At 58.8% G+C, this 18457-nt stretch carries 20 protein-coding genes; 4 read left to right on the forward strand and 16 right to left on the reverse strand.

Translation table 11 applies throughout. From position 1 onward, the window contains the following. Positions 1 to 4: 4 nt before the first annotated feature. The 5 genes from JNX03_RS02000 to purB form a co-directional block, all read right to left on the reverse strand. Positions 5 to 913 carry a lysophospholipid acyltransferase family protein gene (locus JNX03_RS02000; RefSeq protein WP_203210802.1) on the reverse strand — a complete coding sequence of 303 codons (909 nt, stop codon included), beginning with the start codon at positions 911 to 913 and terminating at the stop codon, positions 5 to 7. Between the two features lie 111 nt (positions 914 to 1024). Continuing rightward, positions 1025 to 2095, reverse strand: a complete 1071-nt coding sequence (locus JNX03_RS02005) for a flagellar motor switch protein FliG (protein WP_203210803.1) — start codon at positions 2093 to 2095, stop codon at positions 1025 to 1027. Between the two features lie 63 nt (positions 2096 to 2158). Then, entirely contained in the window at positions 2159 to 2689 is a 531-nt protein-coding gene (locus JNX03_RS02010) for a hypothetical protein (RefSeq protein WP_203210804.1), read from the reverse strand. A gap of 170 nt (positions 2690 to 2859) precedes the next feature. Further along, the gene (locus JNX03_RS02015) at positions 2860 to 3021 is read right to left on the reverse strand and encodes a hypothetical protein (protein ID WP_203210805.1); all 162 of its coding nucleotides are present in this window, start codon (positions 3019 to 3021) and stop codon (positions 2860 to 2862) included. Positions 3022 to 3217: 196 nt separating this feature from the next. Continuing rightward, positions 3218 to 4522 (reverse strand): adenylosuccinate lyase, encoded by a 1305-nt coding sequence (purB, locus tag JNX03_RS02020; RefSeq protein WP_203210806.1) that lies wholly within the window; start codon positions 4520 to 4522, stop codon positions 3218 to 3220. Positions 4523 to 4606: 84 nt separating this feature from the next. On the opposite strand from purB, the gene JNX03_RS02025 reads away from it, so the two are divergent. After that, positions 4607 to 4954, forward strand: coding sequence for a hypothetical protein (locus JNX03_RS02025; protein ID WP_231024124.1), 348 nt, complete (start codon positions 4607 to 4609; stop codon positions 4952 to 4954). 68 nt (positions 4955 to 5022) lie between these two features. Here JNX03_RS02025 and JNX03_RS02030 read toward each other — a convergent pair whose 3' ends face one another. Continuing rightward, positions 5023 to 6237 (reverse strand): bifunctional alpha/beta hydrolase/OsmC family protein, encoded by a 1215-nt coding sequence (locus tag JNX03_RS02030; RefSeq protein ID WP_203210807.1) that lies wholly within the window; start codon positions 6235 to 6237, stop codon positions 5023 to 5025. Positions 6238 to 6405: 168 nt separating this feature from the next. Between JNX03_RS02030 and JNX03_RS02035 the strand changes: the two genes are divergently transcribed. Continuing rightward, positions 6406 to 7566, forward strand: a complete 1161-nt coding sequence (locus tag JNX03_RS02035) for a trans-sulfuration enzyme family protein (protein ID WP_203210808.1) — start codon at positions 6406 to 6408, stop codon at positions 7564 to 7566. Positions 7567 to 7654: 88 nt separating this feature from the next. On the opposite strand, the gene JNX03_RS02040 is transcribed toward JNX03_RS02035, so the two are convergent. The 3 genes from JNX03_RS02040 to dddP all read right to left on the reverse strand — a co-directional run bounded on the left by JNX03_RS02040 (position 7655) and on the right by dddP (position 10844). Further along, a complete protein-coding gene (locus JNX03_RS02040) occupies positions 7655 to 8284 on the reverse strand; it encodes an MSMEG_1061 family FMN-dependent PPOX-type flavoprotein (protein ID WP_203210809.1) in 630 nt (209 codons plus the stop codon). A 178-nt stretch (positions 8285 to 8462) separates the two neighbouring features. Then, positions 8463 to 9290, reverse strand: coding sequence for a flagellin (locus tag JNX03_RS02045; protein ID WP_203210810.1), 828 nt, complete (start codon positions 9288 to 9290; stop codon positions 8463 to 8465). A gap of 213 nt (positions 9291 to 9503) precedes the next feature. Continuing rightward, a complete protein-coding gene (gene dddP / locus JNX03_RS02050; protein ID WP_203210811.1) occupies positions 9504 to 10844 on the reverse strand; it encodes a dimethylsulfonioproprionate lyase DddP in 1341 nt (446 codons plus the stop codon). 123 nt (positions 10845 to 10967) lie between these two features. Between dddP and JNX03_RS02055 the strand changes: the two genes are divergently transcribed. Then, positions 10968 to 11675 (forward strand): heme-dependent oxidative N-demethylase family protein, encoded by a 708-nt coding sequence (locus JNX03_RS02055; RefSeq protein WP_203210812.1) that lies wholly within the window; start codon positions 10968 to 10970, stop codon positions 11673 to 11675. 46 nt (positions 11676 to 11721) lie between these two features. On the opposite strand, the gene JNX03_RS02060 is transcribed toward JNX03_RS02055, so the two are convergent. From JNX03_RS02060 to JNX03_RS02085, 6 genes are all read right to left on the reverse strand, one after another. Continuing rightward, on the reverse strand, positions 11722 to 12150 hold the full coding sequence (locus JNX03_RS02060; protein ID WP_203210813.1) for a glyoxalase superfamily protein: 429 nt from the start codon (positions 12148 to 12150) through the stop codon (positions 11722 to 11724). Between the two features lie 242 nt (positions 12151 to 12392). After that, positions 12393 to 12818 (reverse strand): hypothetical protein, encoded by a 426-nt coding sequence (locus JNX03_RS02065; RefSeq protein WP_037910723.1) that lies wholly within the window; start codon positions 12816 to 12818, stop codon positions 12393 to 12395. Positions 12819 to 12956: 138 nt separating this feature from the next. After that, positions 12957 to 13772 carry a lytic murein transglycosylase gene (locus tag JNX03_RS02070; protein ID WP_203210814.1) on the reverse strand — a complete coding sequence of 272 codons (816 nt, stop codon included), beginning with the start codon at positions 13770 to 13772 and terminating at the stop codon, positions 12957 to 12959. A gap of 83 nt (positions 13773 to 13855) precedes the next feature. Continuing rightward, positions 13856 to 14101, reverse strand: a complete 246-nt coding sequence (locus JNX03_RS02075; protein ID WP_203210815.1) for a hypothetical protein — start codon at positions 14099 to 14101, stop codon at positions 13856 to 13858. Between the two features lie 152 nt (positions 14102 to 14253). Further along, positions 14254 to 15660, reverse strand: a complete 1407-nt coding sequence (gene glnA, locus JNX03_RS02080; protein ID WP_203210816.1) for a type I glutamate--ammonia ligase — start codon at positions 15658 to 15660, stop codon at positions 14254 to 14256. Positions 15661 to 15693: 33 nt separating this feature from the next. Further along, entirely contained in the window at positions 15694 to 16032 is a 339-nt protein-coding gene (locus JNX03_RS02085) for a P-II family nitrogen regulator (protein WP_025044188.1), read from the reverse strand. 174 nt (positions 16033 to 16206) lie between these two features. On the opposite strand from JNX03_RS02085, the gene JNX03_RS02090 reads away from it, so the two are divergent. After that, positions 16207 to 17850: an NAD(P)H-hydrate dehydratase gene (locus JNX03_RS02090; RefSeq protein WP_203210817.1), complete on the forward strand. Its 1644-nt coding sequence runs from the start codon at positions 16207 to 16209 to the stop codon at positions 17848 to 17850. Here the strand turns inward: JNX03_RS02090 and JNX03_RS02095 are convergent. Beyond that, positions 17847 to 18251 (reverse strand): Hint domain-containing protein, encoded by a 405-nt coding sequence (locus JNX03_RS02095; protein ID WP_203210818.1) that lies wholly within the window; start codon positions 18249 to 18251, stop codon positions 17847 to 17849. The genes JNX03_RS02090 and JNX03_RS02095 overlap by 4 nt on opposite strands. Between the last annotated feature and the right edge of the window lie 206 nt (positions 18252 to 18457).

An 18457-nucleotide genomic window follows, 5' to 3' on the forward strand; every position in this document is an offset into this window, starting at 1 on the left:
CAACCTAGGGCTCGTGACTGCGCCAGCGGCGGTGAACCCAGAACCATTGTTCAGGACGTTTTGCCACTTGCGCGGCAAGGCTGTCGTTGATTGCCTGCGTCATGGTCTGGGCGTCCGAATGGGAAACGGGTGCCTCTAGCAGTGTTTGAAACGACAAGCCATCTGGCTGGCGAATGCCATAGAACGGGATCAGCAAAGCATCATAGCGCAGCGCCAGTTCCGCCGCTGACAGGGCTGTGCGCGCCGGTTCGCCCATAAAATCAAGGATCGGCGCATACATCACATGCTGATCAAACAGCAGCACCAGTTGCCCGCCACCCTTGAGATGTCGCACAAATCCGGCAGTGCCTTTGCGCCCCTGCGGAAACACCGGCCCGCCAAAAGCCTCCATGGTTTTCACATAATGGGCGTTGAAATAGGGGTTCTTCATGTCTCTGTAGAGCCCGCCAATATCGAAGCCACGTGCCACCAAGGCGGCGCGGGTGGCCTCGTAATTGCCAAAATGCCCGGTGACAAGGATCACCGGACGGTTCGCGGCGGCGGCCTCTTCCAGCGCGGCAAAGCCGGGCCCTTCGGGTGTGATCTGGGCCATGCGGGCGGGAAAATCGCGGGCAGAATAGTTTTCGATAAAACTGCGCCCGACGTTGTTGAGACAATCGGAGGCGATCTGTTGCCGTTGGTCTTCCTCCATCTCGGGATGGATCAGCGCCAGATTGTCCAATGCGCGTTTGCGGTATCCGGCCAGCGGGCCGATGACATGCTGCACCAACCACCCGACAAAGCGCACGCGCAGGGCATAAGGCAATGCCAGCGCCAACCGGATCACCGCCACGATCATCAGGTTGGTGGTGTAATGGACAAATTTGCGCAGCCGTGGCGGATCATTTGCGTCTGTGGGGGCAGGGGCGGACATAAGCCTCGATCAGCTGTGGCGATTACGCCAGACATAGCCCGCCCGCCCAGCGGCAACAAGACACCACCCGCAGGATGGGCAGTGATCCTCTGCGAAGAAGGGGACCGGAGCCTAGTCTTCGTCGTCGTCTTCAACCACCAACAACAGATCGCCCGATTGTTCCATCGCGCGGATCACATCGACGATACCTGACATGGCCGCCTCGACCTCGGCGGCCTTGACCTTGCCGGCCTCTTCAATCTCTTCGCGCAATTGATCGGCCATGCGGCCTGACATGTTCTCCAGCACGAAATCACGCGATGCGGCAAATCCGGCAGCCTCTGCACCGGCGAGGGCCAGCACCAGCTTGTCCTGATCCACCTCGCGCAGGATGCGGGGGATGTCGCGTGGGGCGATGCGGGCGGGGATATTGGCAAAGGTAAAGATCGCCTTGCGCACCGCATTGGCAAAGCCCTGATCGGTTTCGTCGAGGCCGGTCAGCACATCGTCGCGGGTCACATTGGTGGAGGAATTCAGGATCGCGCCGACCCTTTCAACCGGATCACTGTCAAAGGCGGTGGCGGGCTGGGCGTCCAGCTGGCTGGCCAATGACAGGCCAATCCGGTCGACGGCCTCTGGCGTGACAGCGCCCGTCAGGGACACCGCATAGGTGATACGCCGCGCTTGCGGGCCGGGCAATTTGCCGAGGATCTCGGCGGACATGGCAACGGGCAGTTTCGACAGCACCACCGCCGCCACTTCAATGCTTTCGTTCTCAACGGCGGGCAGCAGGCGCTCTGCGCCCAATTCGCCAAGCCGCGCCCAAGGGTTGCCAAACTGGCGCACGCCGGCCTCTTTGCGCAGGCGTGCGGCGGTGTGTGGACTGATCTTGCCGTCCAGCGCATCCAGCGCCCCGGCGATGCCCGCAGGAAAGGACAGGCCGACCTTTTCGACCTCGTTGGCGAATTCCTCAACCACCGCCATCATTGTATCGCGGTCCACCACGCGCATTTGCCCCATCTGGTGGGTCAGGCTCGCCTGCAATTCATCCGGCAGGTCCTCAAGCGGGATATCAGCCCCGTCGTTCAGCAAAAGCCGCACAATGATTGCCGCCTTCGCGCGGCGGCTGAGCGACACAGTGACGCCGCCCCCGTCAAGGACAGGAAGCGGCGCGAGACTGTTCATCGGAACCACATCGTTCATCTTGGCCTGTCCCCCGCAGAATGCCGGGACGTTGTGACAGGCAAAGGTGAAAAAAGGTTGAAATCAGTAGTTGTAAGTGCGTCCAGCAGCGATGGCCTTGCGCAGGGAGGCTTCGGCCCATGTGCCGCTGCCGCCATGGCTGCGGATCAGGCGCAATTGCTCAAGCGCATCGGCCACGCGGCCCTCTTCAACAAACCCCTGGCCCATATAGGACCGGGCCAACACATTGGCCGGGTTCACCACCAGGGCGCGGTTGTAATAGGACATCGCCAGATCGGTCTTGCCCATCTTGCGGTTGGTAAAGCCCAGATAGGTCAAGGTGCGGTCATCATCCTGCGGCATCGCGGCCAGAACGGTCTGCGCATCGTCGTAACGGCCTGCATAGGCCAGCTGGCGCACGGTTTGATAAAGCGTGTCTGTGTCCAAATGGCTTTCTTCGGCGTTCACGCAAGCCTTGGTCTTTTTGTCATAGACCTGACCATTCTTGCACTTTGGTTTGGACGGCGCGGTCTCATCTCCGCCGCCTGCCGCATAAAGGGCCGTACCCATGCTGAGCGGAAGGGCGAGGGCGGATGCCATAACAAAATACTTCATAAAAACTCCTGATGTTCGTGTCTGAAGGGTATCACACAGAGATAACCCGCAGGGCTGCCAATTTATTCGCTCACGAATGTTTGATTTTTGGAAAAATGGATCAGCTTGCCGAAAAGTATAACCTTTCCGGCAACTTGGATGTTTGGGCGTCTTGAGTGTCTCGGTGCCGATCAGGTACTGACAGGCAGGCAACTGTGGCTGGCGCTGTCATAGGCTGTGCCGGCGGCACATGACATTGCCTGTTTCTCCTTGCCATGCGAACAGCCCATCGCAAGGCTCAGGCTGGGGGCCGCGATCAGGGTAAGGGCAATCAAAAGGGTCTTGGTCTTCATGGTCCGTCTCCTTTGGTTGATAAGTCAAAGCTACACCGAAGGGCGGATTTTTCAAATATTGAGATTTCAAAAACCACAACTGCGCGGGAAGCGGCCTGTTTTTTCGCCCAAAACAACCGATCCCGCCCCATGAGAGGGCGGGATCGCGTTTTTCTTGCCAAATGAAGCCGGGGCCGTGGCCGCCAGAACCGTGTTTTTAGTCGCCGAACACGCGGGCGAAGATCGTATCAACATGTTTGGTGTGATAGCCAAGGTCGAATTTTTCTTCGATCTCCTCCGCGCTGAGGGATTTCAGCACGTCCGCATCCGCCAGCAGTTCGGTTTTGAAGTCCTTGCCTTCTTCCCAAACCTTCATCGCATTGCGCTGCACCAGCTTGTAGCTGTCCTCGCGGCTGACGCCCGCTTGGGTCAGGGCCAGCAAGACCCGCTGTGACATCACCAGACCGCGGAATTTATTCATATTGGCCAGCATGTTGTCGGGGTAGATTACCAGTTTGTCGACCACGGAGGTCAGACGGGCGAGGGCAAAATCAAGCGTAATCGTGGTGTCGGGGCCGATGTTGCGCTCAACCGAGCTGTGGGAGATGTCCCGCTCGTGCCAGAGGGCGACGTTTTCCATTGCGGGCACAACGGCCATGCGCACCAGACGGGCCAAACCGGTCAGGTTTTCGGTCAAAACCGGATTGCGCTTGTGCGGCATCGCGGAGGACCCTTTTTGGCCCTTCGAGAAAAACTCTTCGGCCTCAAGCACTTCCGTGCGCTGCATATGGCGGATCTCGGTGGCGATGTTCTCAATCGAAGAGCCGACGACGCCAAGCGCGGCAAAGAAGGCGGCATGGCGGTCACGCGGGATCACTTGGGTGCTGATCGGTTCGGGCTTGAGGCCCAGTTTGGCGCAGACATGTTCTTCGACCGCAGGGTCGATATTGGCGAAGGTGCCGACAGCGCCCGAAATGGCGCCGGTGGCGATCTCGTCGCGTGCGGTGCGCAGACGCGTCAGGTTGCGGTCCATTTCGGCGTAGAAACGCGCGAAAGTCAGGCCCATGGTGGTGGGTTCGGCGTGGATGCCATGGCTGCGCCCGATGCGCACGGTCATCTTGTGCTCCAGCGCCCGGCGTTTGAGCGCGGCCAGCAACCCTTCCATATCCGCGATCAACAGATCGGCGGCGCGGGTCAGCTGCACGTTAAAACAAGTGTCGAGCACATCGGAGGAGGTCATGCCCTGATGCACAAAGCGGGCCTCGTCGCTGCCGACATGTTCGGCCAGATGGGTCAGAAAGGCGATGACGTCATGTTTGGTCACAGCTTCGATCTCGTCGATGCGGGCCACGTCAAACTCGACATCCTTGGCCTTCCACACCGCATCCGCGTTTTCGCGGGGGATCACGCCGATGTCTGCCATTGCATCGCAGGCGTGGGCCTCGATCTCATACCAGATCCGGAATTTTGTCTCCGGAGACCAGATCGCAACCATATCGGGGCGGGAATAGCGGGGGATCATCGGCACACACCTTTTTGTGACTGTTTTGTGGGTCACCGGCGCAATAGACTGCCGCAGGGGTAAGAACAAGGCAGGAGCCAGAAGATGCGTCAATTCGTGCTGTTTTTCATGTTGTGCGGGCCGTTTGCGGTGCAAGCGGACGAGGCGGCTTGGACACCTCTGAGCGGGGCAGAGATCAGCGCCGCCTTGACCGGCAAAGTGGTGCAATACGGATCGGCCTGGCAGGATTTTCGCGCCTCGGGCAAGACCTTGTACAATGCGGGGCGCGACTCATGGGGATACTGGCGGGTTGAGGGCTACCAATACTGCAGCCAATGGCCGCCTTCGGACCTTTGGGCCTGTTACGACATGACCCGGCAGGGCGACCGGTTGCGGTTTATCGGGGCGGCGGGGGATATTTCAGAGGCTGTTTATCGACCTGCGGCCGATTAGGGTGCCAGCCCCCATCGGTGCGGGGCACCGATTCCCCCGGAGTATTTGACGCCAAAAAGAGGGGAGGGTCAGTCGATGAGTTCTGTCACCACCTCAGAGGCGCGTTCAAGGGTGCGGTGGACGGGGCATTTATCCGCAATCTCCAGCAGGCGCTGGCGTTGATCCGCGTCCAATGCCCCCTCCAGCCGGATGCGTCTGCGCCATGTGTCCACCTTGGCGCCGCTGCCGGTTTCGGCGTCTTGCGCGTGGACCTTGTCGTGGCAGACATCGACGCTGACGTGATCGAGGGGCCAGCCCTTGCGGCGGGCGTACATGCGAATGGTCATCGAGGTGCAGGCGCCCAGTCCGGCGGAAAGAAAGCCATAGGGCGACATGCCGCGATTGGTGCCGCCATAGGCGAGCGGTTCATCCGCCAGCGCGTGATGGTGCGGGCCGGAAAAGACATCCTGCAAGAACCCGTCCGGGTCGGCTTCGGCAACGCGGATGATTCCCTCGGGTGCGCCGGGCGGCGGGGCAGGCGGGGCCAGTGGAATGTAGCGGCCGGCCCATGTGGCGATCACCTCGGCGGCATAATCGGCATCTTCGGCGCGGCTGATCAAATGGTCGGCATTGTCCAGCGTGACAAAGCTTTTGGGGTGTTTGGCGGCGCCAAAGATCTGGCTGGCGTTTTCGATGCCCACCACATCATCCAACGGCGCATGCATCACCATAAGCGCCGCATCCAAGGCTTTGATGGACTGGGTCAGGGCGGCCTGTTCGATATCCTCGATAAAGCCTCTGCTGATCGTGAAGGGGCGGCCCGCGAGGCAAACCTCGGCCTGCCCCTCGGCGCGGATCTCGGGCAGGGCATCGGCAAAGTTGTGAATGACATGGCTGGGGTCAAAAGGCGCGGCAAGGCTGGCCACGGCCTTGATCCCCGGCATCCGGCTGGCGGCGCTTAGCACCGCCGCGCCGCCAAGGGAGTGGCCGATCAGCAGGCTGGGCGCGATGCCGGATTGATCCAGATAGGTGCAGGCCGCGATCAGGTCTTCGACGTTGGAGGTAAAGGAGGTATTGGCAAACTCCCCCTCCGAATGGCCCAGGCCGGTGAAATCAAAGCGCAATACAGCGATGCCCATGCCGGCCAGCCGCGCCGCGATGCGGCGGGCGGCGGCGATGTCCTTGCCGCAGGTGAAACAATGGGCAAAGAGCGCGGTCGCGAGATGTGGCCCATCGGGCAGATCCAGCCGCGCCGCAAGCGGAGTGCCGTCATGGCCGGGAAAGGTGATGCGTTTGGTGGCCATGATCTGTTCTCCGCTTGGCTTTGGTCAAAGGTGAGTGATGGGCAGGCCATGCGCAAGTCATGTGACAGACCCCTCACGGGGGAGTGACAGCGGCGGAGCATCGCGGCGAGGGTTTTACACCGCGGCGGCAGGAGTGTAGCACTGGCGCGAAACCATCCAAGACGAGATATGCCCGTGGCTGACACATTCAAACCCGATCTGCACCCTGCAACCATCGCCGCCCACGCGGGCGGGGCCGCTGACGCGCATACAGCCGGTGTTGTGCCGGGTATTCATATGGCCACGACCTTTGTGCGGGATGAAAACTATGATCCGGTCAATCCGGAGAATGTCTATCTGCGGTCCCACAACGAAAACGTGCGGGTGGCTGAAGATCTGTTGTCAAAACTCGAAGGTGCGGCAGAGAGCCTGCTGTTTCCTTCCGGCATGGCAGCGGTTGCGGCGGTGTTTCGCACCGTGCCGACCGGCGCCAGCGTGGTTGTTCAGACGCAGATCTACTGGGGCACAACCGCATGGATCCGCGATTTCTGCACGCGGCGGGGGATCGAACTGCATGAGGTGGAAACCTCTGACCCGATCAGTCTGGAGATCGCCTGCAAGGTGCATAAACCGGCGCTCATCTGGATCGAGACCCCGTCAAATCCGTGGCTGCGCATCACCGATGTGACCGGCGCGGCGCGGATGGCCCATGCGGCCGGGGCGAAATTGGTGGTGGACAGCACGGCGGCGACACCGGTGCTGAGCCAGCCTTTGGCGCTCGGCGCGGATATTGTCATGCATTCGGCGACCAAGGGGATCAATGGGCATTCCGATGTTCTGGCCGGAACGCTGTCAACGGCGGCACCGGAGGATGACATCTGGAAGATGATCGTGGATGATCGCAATCAGGCTGGCGCGGTGATGGGGCCGATGGAGGCATGGCTTTTGACCCGCGGGATGCGCACGCTGCCACTGCGGATGCGGGAAATGTCCCGCAATGCCATGAAGATCGCTGAATATTTGCAGGACCACCCACAGGTTGAGGCCGTGCTTTACCCCGGATTGCCGGACCATCCCGGCCATGTGATCGCCAAACGCCAGATGACTGGCGGATATGGCGGACTTCTGTCCTTTGTGGTCAAAGGCGGCGGCGCGGCGGCGCTCAAGGCGGCGGGGCGGTTGCAATTGTTCTTGCGGGCGACCTCGCTCGGCGGGGTTGAAAGCCTGGTGGAGCATCGCCACACAATCGAGCCGCACACCGGCATCCCCGAAGGTCTGTTGCGGTTGTCGGTGGGGATTGAGGACGCGGGTGATCTGATTGCAGATCTGGGGCAGGCTTTGGGGCAATAGGGGCAAAGGCGGGTTGGAGAATAGGACTCAAGATCAGGGCTTTGCGCCGCGATCTTAATGTCAATTTCAGACTGCCATTGCACCGGTTCTAATACAGGCGCTCTGCCTCGTCATTGGAATGGTCCTCCTGGACCTCGTTCAGGGTCTGGTCTCTGTCGACCACTTCAATCACCCATTCAGCCAGCGTTGGCGCTGTCTTTCTCGCGGGCCAATGATCAGGCTGCCACAGGCGCGATCGGATCAAGGACTTCGAGCAATGCATAAAGACCTCCTCGACCTCAACAACCAATGCCAACATTGGAGCGCGGCCCTTGATCGCATGTCGTGCGCTGATCGACTTGTCTTTGACAATCCTCGCCTTGCCCGCAACGCGCAACGTGTCGCCATGCCCCGGCACAATAAACAGGATCGCAACGTTCGGATCTTCCAGAATATTCTGAAATCCATCCACGCGGTGATTGCCCAACCGATCGGGGATGATCAGGGTCTTTTCGTCATAGACCTCGACAAATCCGGCCGGATCCCCTTTGGGTGAAACGTCGATCAGACCGTCCGAGGATTTGGTGCCGATCACGATAAAGGGCGCGGTTTCGATAAACTGGGTCGCAACAGGAGTGATTTTGTCCGTGACCTTCAAAAAGGTGTTTGTGAACCCTTCTGTGGGCAGCAATTCACGCAGTCGCGAAAGGCTGGTGATCTCTTCATCGACGTCAAGCATTGGTTTTTCCCACTTTACTTTGCCCTGATCTATCAAAGCGACAATGGGACGTTAGCAAACCTAGGGCCACGGGTCAGCAGGTTTGAAGGACAATCGCGGCGCGGCGGGCACGCGCGAGACAAAAGAAAACCCCGCCCGGCAGAACCGGACGGGGCAAATTTCCAAGATTGGCAGCCGATTAACGGAACAGGCTCAGAATGTTGCCTGGTGCCTGGTTGGCAATCGACAGGGACTGCGTCGCCAACTGCTGCTGCACCTGATAGGCCTGCAGACGGGCCGCTTCTTCTTCCATATTCGCATCCACCATGGAGCTGATACCGGAATCCAGCGTGTCTGTCAGGCTGTCAAGAAAGTCCATCTGGCCTTCAAGCGTTTTCTCGGTCACGCCCATAGACGTCGCCGCGTCAATCGCGTTGGACAGCTGGCCCTCGGCCACGACCAGTTTGGCCGCCATGGTTGTTGAAGTGTCGGTCACATCAACCGCTGCCATAGCTGTCTGAATCGCCTGAAGGTCAACCGTGTCAAAGCTGATTGTGGTTGTTGCGAAAGAACCGCTGGCGCGGGAAATACCGCTGACAACTGTCACGGTCGAAGACGCGGCACCCACCAGATCGTCACCGTTAAAGGTGGCCTGATCAATGGCGGACTGCATGTTTTCGGCCAGAGCGTCGAGTTCACTTTGAACGTCGGCTTTGTCCACACCATCGCTTTGGGCAAACGCGATACGCTCAACCATCTGGTTGGCCAGATCCTTGACTGTTTCGGCGCCAAGACGGGCGGTTGCAACGGAGTTTTTCGTGGCTGTCATACCTTCGTTGATGGCCTTGAACATGCCGCTGTCGCCCTTCATCGTTTCGGAGATGGCGAAGTAGGCGGCGTTTTCCTTACCGGAGCGTACCTGCAAACCGGTTGAAATACGCGACTGGGTTTCATTCAGACCACGGTTGACATTTTTGAGTGTGGCCAGGGCCACCGTTGCGGAATTATTGTTGAGAATGGACGACATGACTGCTCTCCTCATTTCTCGGGATGTTCAGTCTTCTGACCTACTAGGGCTTAATGCCGAGGACCGAGATAGGCGCGAATTGTGCAAAAATTTGGGCAAATGCCGGGTAATTCCAAGGTGTCTTGTGACATATGTCACTTGGCGCGCGCAAAGGGATGAGGCGGAAATCCGCCTCAAGCATCTGTATTCGAAGGATAAATTTTGAACCTGACTTTAGTCGCCCATTAAGGCCGCATCGAAGGGATAGGTTGTCAGGTTTTCAAATCCATCTTCTGTGACCAAAACCTGATCTTCCAGCTTGATCGAAAAATCCCCGCCCTCGGGCGAGACCAGGGCCTCCACACACAGCACCATGCCAGCCTCCAGCGGGTAGTCGTAAGCCCCCGCAACCGCGTGATCAGGATAGGCCACGAGAGGCCATTCATCACACAGGCCCACGCCATGCATCAGGCAGCCGTATTTTCCGGCCTGATACTGCGCGTCCAGCACATGCGTACCGGCGGTCAATTCGGGGATCATCACACCGGGTTTGAGCATTTGCATGTTGGTCTGAATATGCTCAACCGCGTGTTGCATGGCATAGATCATGTCTGCACGCGGCTTCTCATCTCCTACCCACCATGTGCGCGAGATATCCACGCAAATGCCATAACTGCCGATCAGATCGGTATCAAAGGCAATGATCTCGTTGGGCTGGGTGATGCGCGGGCCACATTCCTGAAACCATGGGTTGGTCCGTTGCCCGGACGCCAAAAGCCGCGTTTCAATCCATTCGCCGCCGCGTTTGATGTTCTCGGCGTGCAGAACCGCCCAGATGTCATCTTCGGACGTTTTCCCATTTGGCACAGCCGCGCGGGCAAAATCCTCCATCGCGCGCACTGAGACCTCGCAGGCATGGGAGGCACAGCGCATCGCCAAAATCTCGTCCGGTCCCTTGATCGAGCGGCTTTTTTCGGTGACCTCTTCGCCGTCCATGATCTCAAAGCCCTGCGCCTCAAGCGCTCGCAACCCGTGCAGCATGATCTTGTCCACCGCCAAACGCATATTGCCGCCGCCGTGTTCCGCAATCAGCGCCCGCACTTCGTTGCTGAACACATCTGCCGCCAGATCAACCTTGTCGCCGCGATCAAAATAGAACAGGTCCGCACCGGACCTTTGTTCGCGCACCAGTGGGTTGAACTCGCTCAGGAAGGGGGAGTTCTTGTAGTCCCAGATCACCATATAGCCGTCGGCGCAAAGCAGAACCGCCCGAAACGGATTGTGGGTGTTCCAAAGCTGCATGTTGGTGCTGTCGGTGGCATAGCGGATGTTGAGGGGGTCAAACATCAAGATGCCGCCATAGCCGCGGTCCACCACATGGCGGGTCAGCCGTTCCCATCTGTAGCGGCGCATCTTTTCAAGATTTGGCATCTCCAGCCCCGCCGCCCGCCATTCGTCAAACGCCAGCTGCGTCGGGCCGATCTCAATGCGGTTGTTGTCGTTGGGGCTGCCATCGGCAAGGGTGCTGCCCAATTGCGGATCAATCTTGCGGGTGTCGCGATAATGGCTGTTCATGGTGGGCTCCAACGCTTGTTTGGATCAGAGTGCCTGTTTGAAATGCCAAGGGTTGCTGAAATCCGACAGAAAGAGGTGTCGTTTTTGCACGACAAGGCGGGTTGGTCTTCATATGGTCCGTCCATGACCGAGATCCTGCAAGAGCATCTGCCGCCGCCGCAAACCGTTGAGAACAAACTGCCTGGGGTTGGTCCCTGTGCGCCGGATGACTGGCTGCGCGTGGATGAGGCTTACGCCGCGCAACTGGCCTATCGTGCCCAACTGCTGGCCGAGAAACGCGAGGCTGTGCTGTGGATGGACCCCGCCGCATTGCCCGCTGCGCAGGAGGTGTTGGAGGAGGCCCTGCATCTGTTACCGGGGTTGGGATTTGAACGGGCAGGGGATGAGGTGATCTGCCCCGATGGCCGCATTGTGCCGCTGGACCATCAGCAACCTCTGCTCACCCTTGGCCATTTGGTGCAAGAAGATATCTGTATTTTGCAAAAGCGCGGGGATGAACACGTATTGACCGGCGCAGTTCTGTGTTTCCCGGCCAATTGGCGATTGGCGGAAAAGGCAGGCAAGCCGTTGGTTGATATTCATATCCCAGTGCCGGAATACGATGATGACATTGCCCGACGGGTACAGCGGATGTTTGACGGCGTGCGGGCCGGGCGGCCCCTGTGGCGGTTCAACCGGCTGAGCTATGTTGAGGCGGATCTGCACCAACCGCGGCGCAAGGCTGTGGGGGAAGTGGAACGTTTCAACAGATCAGAGCGTCAATGCATCATCCGGATGCCGCGCACGGATGCGGTGATCTTTACCATTCATACATGGGTTGTTCGGCGTTAGTATTGGGCCGCGTCGGGCGCAGATCAAACGACCTGCGCCCCTTTGCTCAGGCGACATCCAGCACCATATGCGGCACCCCGTTCGACGTTTTCTGCGGTGACACACCGGCTGCATTCACGGTGGTATTCACCTGCCGCCGGTACGAACTGAACAGCTCGGACGCCACCACATCGATCGCCTCGTCAAAGCGAAGGGTCAGCGACCAATAGCCATTGGACGACAGCCGCGCCGCCTTGACCTCGCCGCGAAAGGCATGGCCCAGATAGCGCCCCGATATCCGCTGGCCGGGGGTCCAGCCGGGATGGGCATTGGCCGCTTTGGCCGCGATGGTGTTCCAATCGCGCATGCCCCACTGATGGGCAATGGTTTCCAGCGCTTCTGCGTGACTGATGGTCTGGCCGCGTGCATTCAAATCACTGCGCAGGCGTTTGGCCTGTGCCTTGAGCACATCACGGGACGGAATAGGATTGGTCATATCAAACACTCCTGCACTCGCGTCGGGTGAAAGGGATCCGCGTTGCCTGTCAATCAGCGAGATTGAAGGTTTGAAAACAATTCAGGACTTCACCGGATTGCGGATGGCAGGGGCCTGACCCTTGGCGGTCATATAGGGGGAGGAATGGCGGTGTGCAAGGGGGCGTGGGTTGAAGAGCGGCAGAGGGCAATTGGGGGGCAGAGACGGCTTTGCGGACTTTGCGGCATATCTCTGAAACCACCTCACAATCCAAGGCATCTCTTGAGCCAGTTCCATATGGTCGAGCCGTTTTGCTTCTTGTCGGCAACAACTCCCGAGTTGTCGTTAAGTATTGCCGAGCCAGAATCCACTGATATCCCTAATTCTCGATAATACTCAGGAAAGTCGTCTTCGCCAAAACTAAAGCATTCAAGCATAAGTTCTTGATCTTCTATGAAGATGACAAAACCGATCGGTTTGCCATCTACTTCGCCCGATGCCCCTTCACTGCAAACTACTCTTTCTGAAGGAAGTTCGTCGTGTTTGACGGTTAAAAAATACCCGCAACCAGAAAAGCTGAGATCAACCAACACAGCTTCACTGTCTAATTTAGACCTCAATTCTTGGGAGAGGACGTTCGAAGTGAGTATGTCGACGACTTCCAACTCGAAGTCTTTGAAGATGGACATCTATGATCCTCGGAAATCCCAGTTGATTAGCCAAGATTGCCTTGGGGGCAGAAGAGAGCATATCTCACCATAATAGGGGACTACATTGGGCTCAAAGCAGCCTTTGATACAGTCTCGACCGGTCGAAATTCTCCCCTATTACTCCACCAATCCGGCGGCATAGGCGATGGCGCGTTGGTAGTTGCCGCTGTCATTCCAAACCGACAACACTTTGAAGTTGCGGGTGCCCTGGCCGAAGGGTTTGCCGGGCTTCCAGCCGTTTTTGCGCAGCATATTGGCCGCGGTGGCCAGGGCATCTGCGGCGGTATAGGGGTCGGCACGGCCATCACCATTGCCATCCACCCCATAGCGCAGCCAGTTGCCCGCCAGAAACTGCATATGCCCCAATTCGCCCGAAGGGCCGCCGCGGGTCTTGCCGGAGATCACACCGCGATCGGCCATCTTGAGCGCGGCAATGGCGTGGGTTTCAAACTTGGGATGGCGGCGGCAATAGGATGCCAAAGTCACCGCACCGCTCACAATGGGTGTCTTTCCCAAATAGCCGCCCCAGCTTGTCTCAAGTCCCCAGATCGTTGCCAAAAGGCTGGCCGGAACTCCGTATGTCCGCTCAATCGCGGCGAAGGTATTGGGATTGCGGGCAATCTTCTTGCGTGTCTGGTTGACAAAGTTTTGCGCCGAACTGCCGGATCGCTTGGCCAGGAACCGCGCCGGATCACCCTGCGATACGCCGGTCTGGCTGGAGGGGCGCGATTCAAAACGCCAGGTGATGTCTGACAGGCTGGCCGCGTTCAACGCCTGAAGTCCCCGTTGGCCCACGCCCGCCTTGGCTGCGTCTTTTGCCAAGCTCTGCTTGTAGGCGCCGAAGCTGCCTTTGCTGGTGATGCATTCTGCTGACAGGGCAGGGGTTGCCAGGACGGCAAGCGCCGCAACGGTAAGGAGTGACTTTTTAAACATACTGGGGGAACCTCAAAAATCCGAACTTAACGAAGATTAACAAGGTTTGGATTTGTTTCAACGGGCAACTGCGGCCTGTTGCATCAACCGTTGGTCCAAGTGGTCAGAACCATCACCCATTGCGGATCGGCCCGCGTCACGACCCAGGCATACGCCGAACCGCCCGTCAGAATGCCGACACCAAAGAAGAACGGAAACGTAAACCGTGTCCGCCTGGTTTTACCCGCACTCAACTGGGGACTGCTGCACGTTTCGACTGTCAGCCTTCCGCTCTGGTGCTTCTCTATCCGGCCGATGCGTTCTGCAAAGGTTGTGGTTGAGATTGCCATCGTATGCTCACTAATTATTCACGAGCCCGTTTATTCGAGGCAATTCTGGCCATATTGGGGCGCAATCATGGTTTGGCCGCGACGATTTGGACAAACCAAAAAGGGCGCCCGCAAATGGGACGCCCTTTCGTGAATAGTGTAAGTCTCTGAAATTACACGCTGTAATACATGCCAAACTCAACAGGGTGAGGCGTGTGCTCGTATTTGTGCACTTCTTCCATCTTCAGCTCGATATAACCTTCGATCTGATCACGGGTGAACACGTCACCGGCCAGCAGGAAGTCCATGTCTGCTTCCAGCTCTTCCATTGCTTCGCGCAGGGAACCACAAACCGTCGGGATGCCGGCCAGCTCTTCGGCAGGCAGATCATACAGGTTCTTGTCCATCGCCTCGCCGGGATCGATCTTGTTCTTGATGCCGTCAAGACCGGCCATCAGCAGGGCCGCAAAGCAAAGGTAGGGGTTGGCCGCCGGATCAGGGAAGCGGGCTTCCACACGCTTGGCCTTTGGGCTTTCGGTCCATGGGATACGCACACAGCCGGAGCGGTTACGCGCGGAATAGGCCCGCAGAACAGGCGCTTCGAAACCAGGGATCAGACGCTTGTAGCTGTTGGTCGCCGGGTTGGTGAAGGCATTGAGCGCCTTGGCGTGGGACAGGATGCCGCCAATGAACCAGATCGCCTCTTGGGACAGGTCGGCATATTTGTCGCCTGCAAACAATGGCTTGCCGTCTTTCCAGATCGACATGTTCACGTGCATGCCAGATCCGTTGTCACCATAGATCGGCTTGGGCATGAAGGTTGCGGATTTGCCGTAGGCATGCGCAACGTTGTGGATCACGTATTTATACTTCTGCAGCTCATCGGCCTGTTCGGTCAGGGAGCCAAAGATCAGACCCAATTCGTGCTGGCAGGACGCAACCTCGTGGTGATGCTTGTCCACTTTCATGCCCAAACGCTTCATCGTGGACAGCATTTCCGCCCGCAGATCCTGCGCTTCATCTGTTGGGTTCACAGGGAAATAGCCGCCCTTGAGGCCTGGACGGTGCCCCATGTTGCCCATTTCATACTCGGTGTCCGTGTTCCAGGATGCGTCAGAGGCGTCCACTTCGTAGGACACTTTGTTGATCGAGTTGGAGAACCGCACATCGTCAAAGAGGAAGAATTCCGCTTCGGGGCCGAAGTAGGAAATGTCACCAATGCCGGAAGACTTCAGATAGGCTTCGGCCTTCTGCGCCGTGCCGCGCGGGTCACGCTCGTAAGCTTCACCCGTGTCAGGCTCAACAATGGAGCAATGCACACAGATGGTCTTTTCCGCATAGAACGGATCAATATAGGCGCTGGACACATCCGGCATCAGCTTCATGTCGGAGGCTTCGATGCTTTTCCAGCCCGCGATGGAGGAGCCGTCAAACATAAAGCCTTCTTCGAGAAAGTCTTCGTCAACCAGATCGTTTACAACTGTCACGTGCTGCAGCTTGCCGCGGGTGTCGGTGAAACGGATGTCGACATATTCGATGTCTTCGTCCTTGATCTTTTTCAGGAACTCTTTGTTGTTCATGATGATACCTATTTCTTAAGATGGATGGATAGATTACAGCGCGTCCGAGCCGGTTTCGCCGGTCCGAATGCGGATCGTTTGCTCAACGGGCGAGACAAAAATTTTGCCGTCGCCGATCTTTTCTGTTTTTGCGGCGTCTACGATGGCCTCGATGGCGGCATCGACCTGATCATCGTCAAGAACCACCTCGACTTTAACCTTGGGCAGGAAATCAACAACGTATTCCGCACCGCGATAGAGCTCGGTATGGCCTTTCTGACGGCCGAAACCCTTGACCTCGATCACGGACAGGCCCTGAACGCCAACGTCTTGCAGGGCCTCTTTCACCTCGTCCAGTTTGAACGGTTTGATGATCGCTTCGATCTTTTTCATGGCGTGCCCCTTCGTGGATGAAATCGCTTGGGGTTCTCATTTCATTTAACCTGTTGAGAATCCATCTGCTGCGGTAGCTTGGGACAAATGGGCGCGGTGATTTTCTGCGCCCCGCTTGGTATTTGGGCAGAGCGCACAAAAAACAGGCAGAAATGAATCGGGGGATCTCGGGCCATGACCGAATTGCTGACATCCGCGCAAATGCGCGCGGTGGAACAGGCCGCAATGGACAGCGGCGCCGTCACCGGATTGGACCTGATGGAGCGGGCCGGGCAGGGCGTGATCGACGCTGCATTTTCGCATTGGCCAGAGCTGGCGCAAGTGCCGCACCGCGCGCTTGTTCTATGCGGGCCGGGTAACAACGGCGGAGATGGATTTGTCATTGCGCGGTTGCTCAAGGATGCAGGCTGGGAGGTCGATCTGTTTCTTTTTGGTGACGCAGACAAACTGCCCCCAGATGCCAAAGCCAATTATACCCGCTGGACCGCGCTGGGCGGCGTCTTGGAGCTAACAGCCAAAAACCTGCGAGTGGCGGCGCGGCCCGATTTGATTGTTGATGCGGTCTTTGGCACTGGTCTGACGCGCCCACTACCACCCAAGGTGCAGCAGGCTCTTGCCGCCTTGGGCAAAACCAAATGGAATAGCCGGTCCTCGATCCGGCGCGTTGCGGTGGATTGTCCGTCGGGGCTGAACCTTGACACTGGCATGGTGCCGCAAGATCAGGAGAAGACCGGCGGCGTCATATCCACCAACCTGGCGCAGCTGACCGTCACCTTTCACACACCCAAACCGGGGCATTATCTGGGTGCCGGGCCGTTGGTTTGCGGGGCGGTCGTGATCGCGGATATTGGTTTGCGCAAATCCGATCCGGAACGCAGCATGCTGGGCCAGCCGCCTGACGACAGCCGCGCCCGGCTGGTGACGCCGGTCTTTGCAGGATCAAAGTTGCCCCCGCGCATCTGGCCGGGATCCTTTATCGGGAAATCCCGACACAACGGTCACAAGTTCGACCATGGGCATGTGATGGTTTTTGCAGGCGGGGTCGGACGCGGCGGGGCGGGGCGGCTTGCCGCGCGGGCGGCGCTGAGGTCAGGGGCGGGGGTCGTGACGCTGCTTTGCCCGCCCTCCGCCTTGATCGAGAACGCCTGCCAATTGGATGCGATCATGCTGCGCCCCTTGGCCAAGGACGCACCGCTGAGCACCGTCGCGGATGACAGGGTCACAGCCTATTGCATCGGCCCCGGCCTTGGTGTGAATGACCGCACCCGCGATCTGGTCGGCCAGGTTTTGGCGCAGCGCGCCGGTGCACGGGCGTGGCGCGATCCGGCTGTGGTGCTGGACGCAGATGCGCTTGGCAGTTTTGCCGACGATCCCGCTGCGCTTTTTGCCCAATGTCATCCGCGCACTGTCCTCACCCCGCATGAGGGCGAATTTGCCCGGCTCTTCCCCGATCTGGCCTTGTCGCGGCGGGATGGTCTTTCCAAGATCGACGTCGCACGGCAGGCGGCGGAGCGGGCAGGGTGCATCGTCCTTCTGAAAGGGCCAGACACCGTGATTGCCACGCCGGAGGGCGGCGCAAGCGTGCATGCGGCGGCCTATGACCGGCAGGTGCCGTGGCTGGCAACCGCTGGTGCGGGTGATGTTCTGGCCGGATTAATCGCGGGCCTTGCCGCCTCTGACAACAGCGCGGAACTGATCACCATGGCCGAGATCGCCGCCTACCTTCACGTGGAATGTGCCGCCTCTTTTGGTCCGGGTCTGATTGCCGAAGATCTGCCAGAAGAACTGCCCAAGGTGTTCCGCGCAATGGGGCTTTAGCCGTCAAGGCCATCGCCGCAGCCCGCCGTAGACAGCTCGACCCCGCCTGCATAAATCACCTGCGGCGGGCCGCAGCAGATGGCAAACACAAGGGACGGGCCAATGTCACAGGTTTCGAAACCTGACTGTCCCACCAGTTCAGACAGCGGCATCAGAACCTGCGTCTGGCCCGCAATCGCCACGGCCAGATCGCCCCGCAGCAGCACCTGTTGCGCCGCCGGCAATGGCAGATCCACCTCGGGCATGCCCGGACCAAATGCGCCCGCACGCACCATTGCCCATGCGCCGCCCCAAAAATCGCGCCGCACCCCGCGCACGGCCACAAACCCCCCATCACGGCTGACAATCCGGTCCCCCGCAGATAGGAATTCAACCGGCAAGGCGCCGTCGGAGGTAAGCACGTTCGTGCCTGCCGGCACGCCTCCGCACGGCAAAAGATGTGGTGTCATCCTGTGCGGGGGACCGGGTTGATGGACGCCGCGATCGCTTGGGTTCGGTTCCATTCTGCCCCTCCAGTGCCCGCTTTGCTCCGGTTGTCGGGCATAGATGCAAAGATCATCTTAAGGGCAGTCATTTTTGCCCTCGCCAAGCGTTTGAGGTTTTGATA

Origin of the sequence: Sulfitobacter mediterraneus (assembly GCF_016801775.1) — a bacterium.
GTDB classification, from domain to species: Bacteria; Pseudomonadota; Alphaproteobacteria; order Rhodobacterales; family Rhodobacteraceae; genus Sulfitobacter; species Sulfitobacter mediterraneus_A.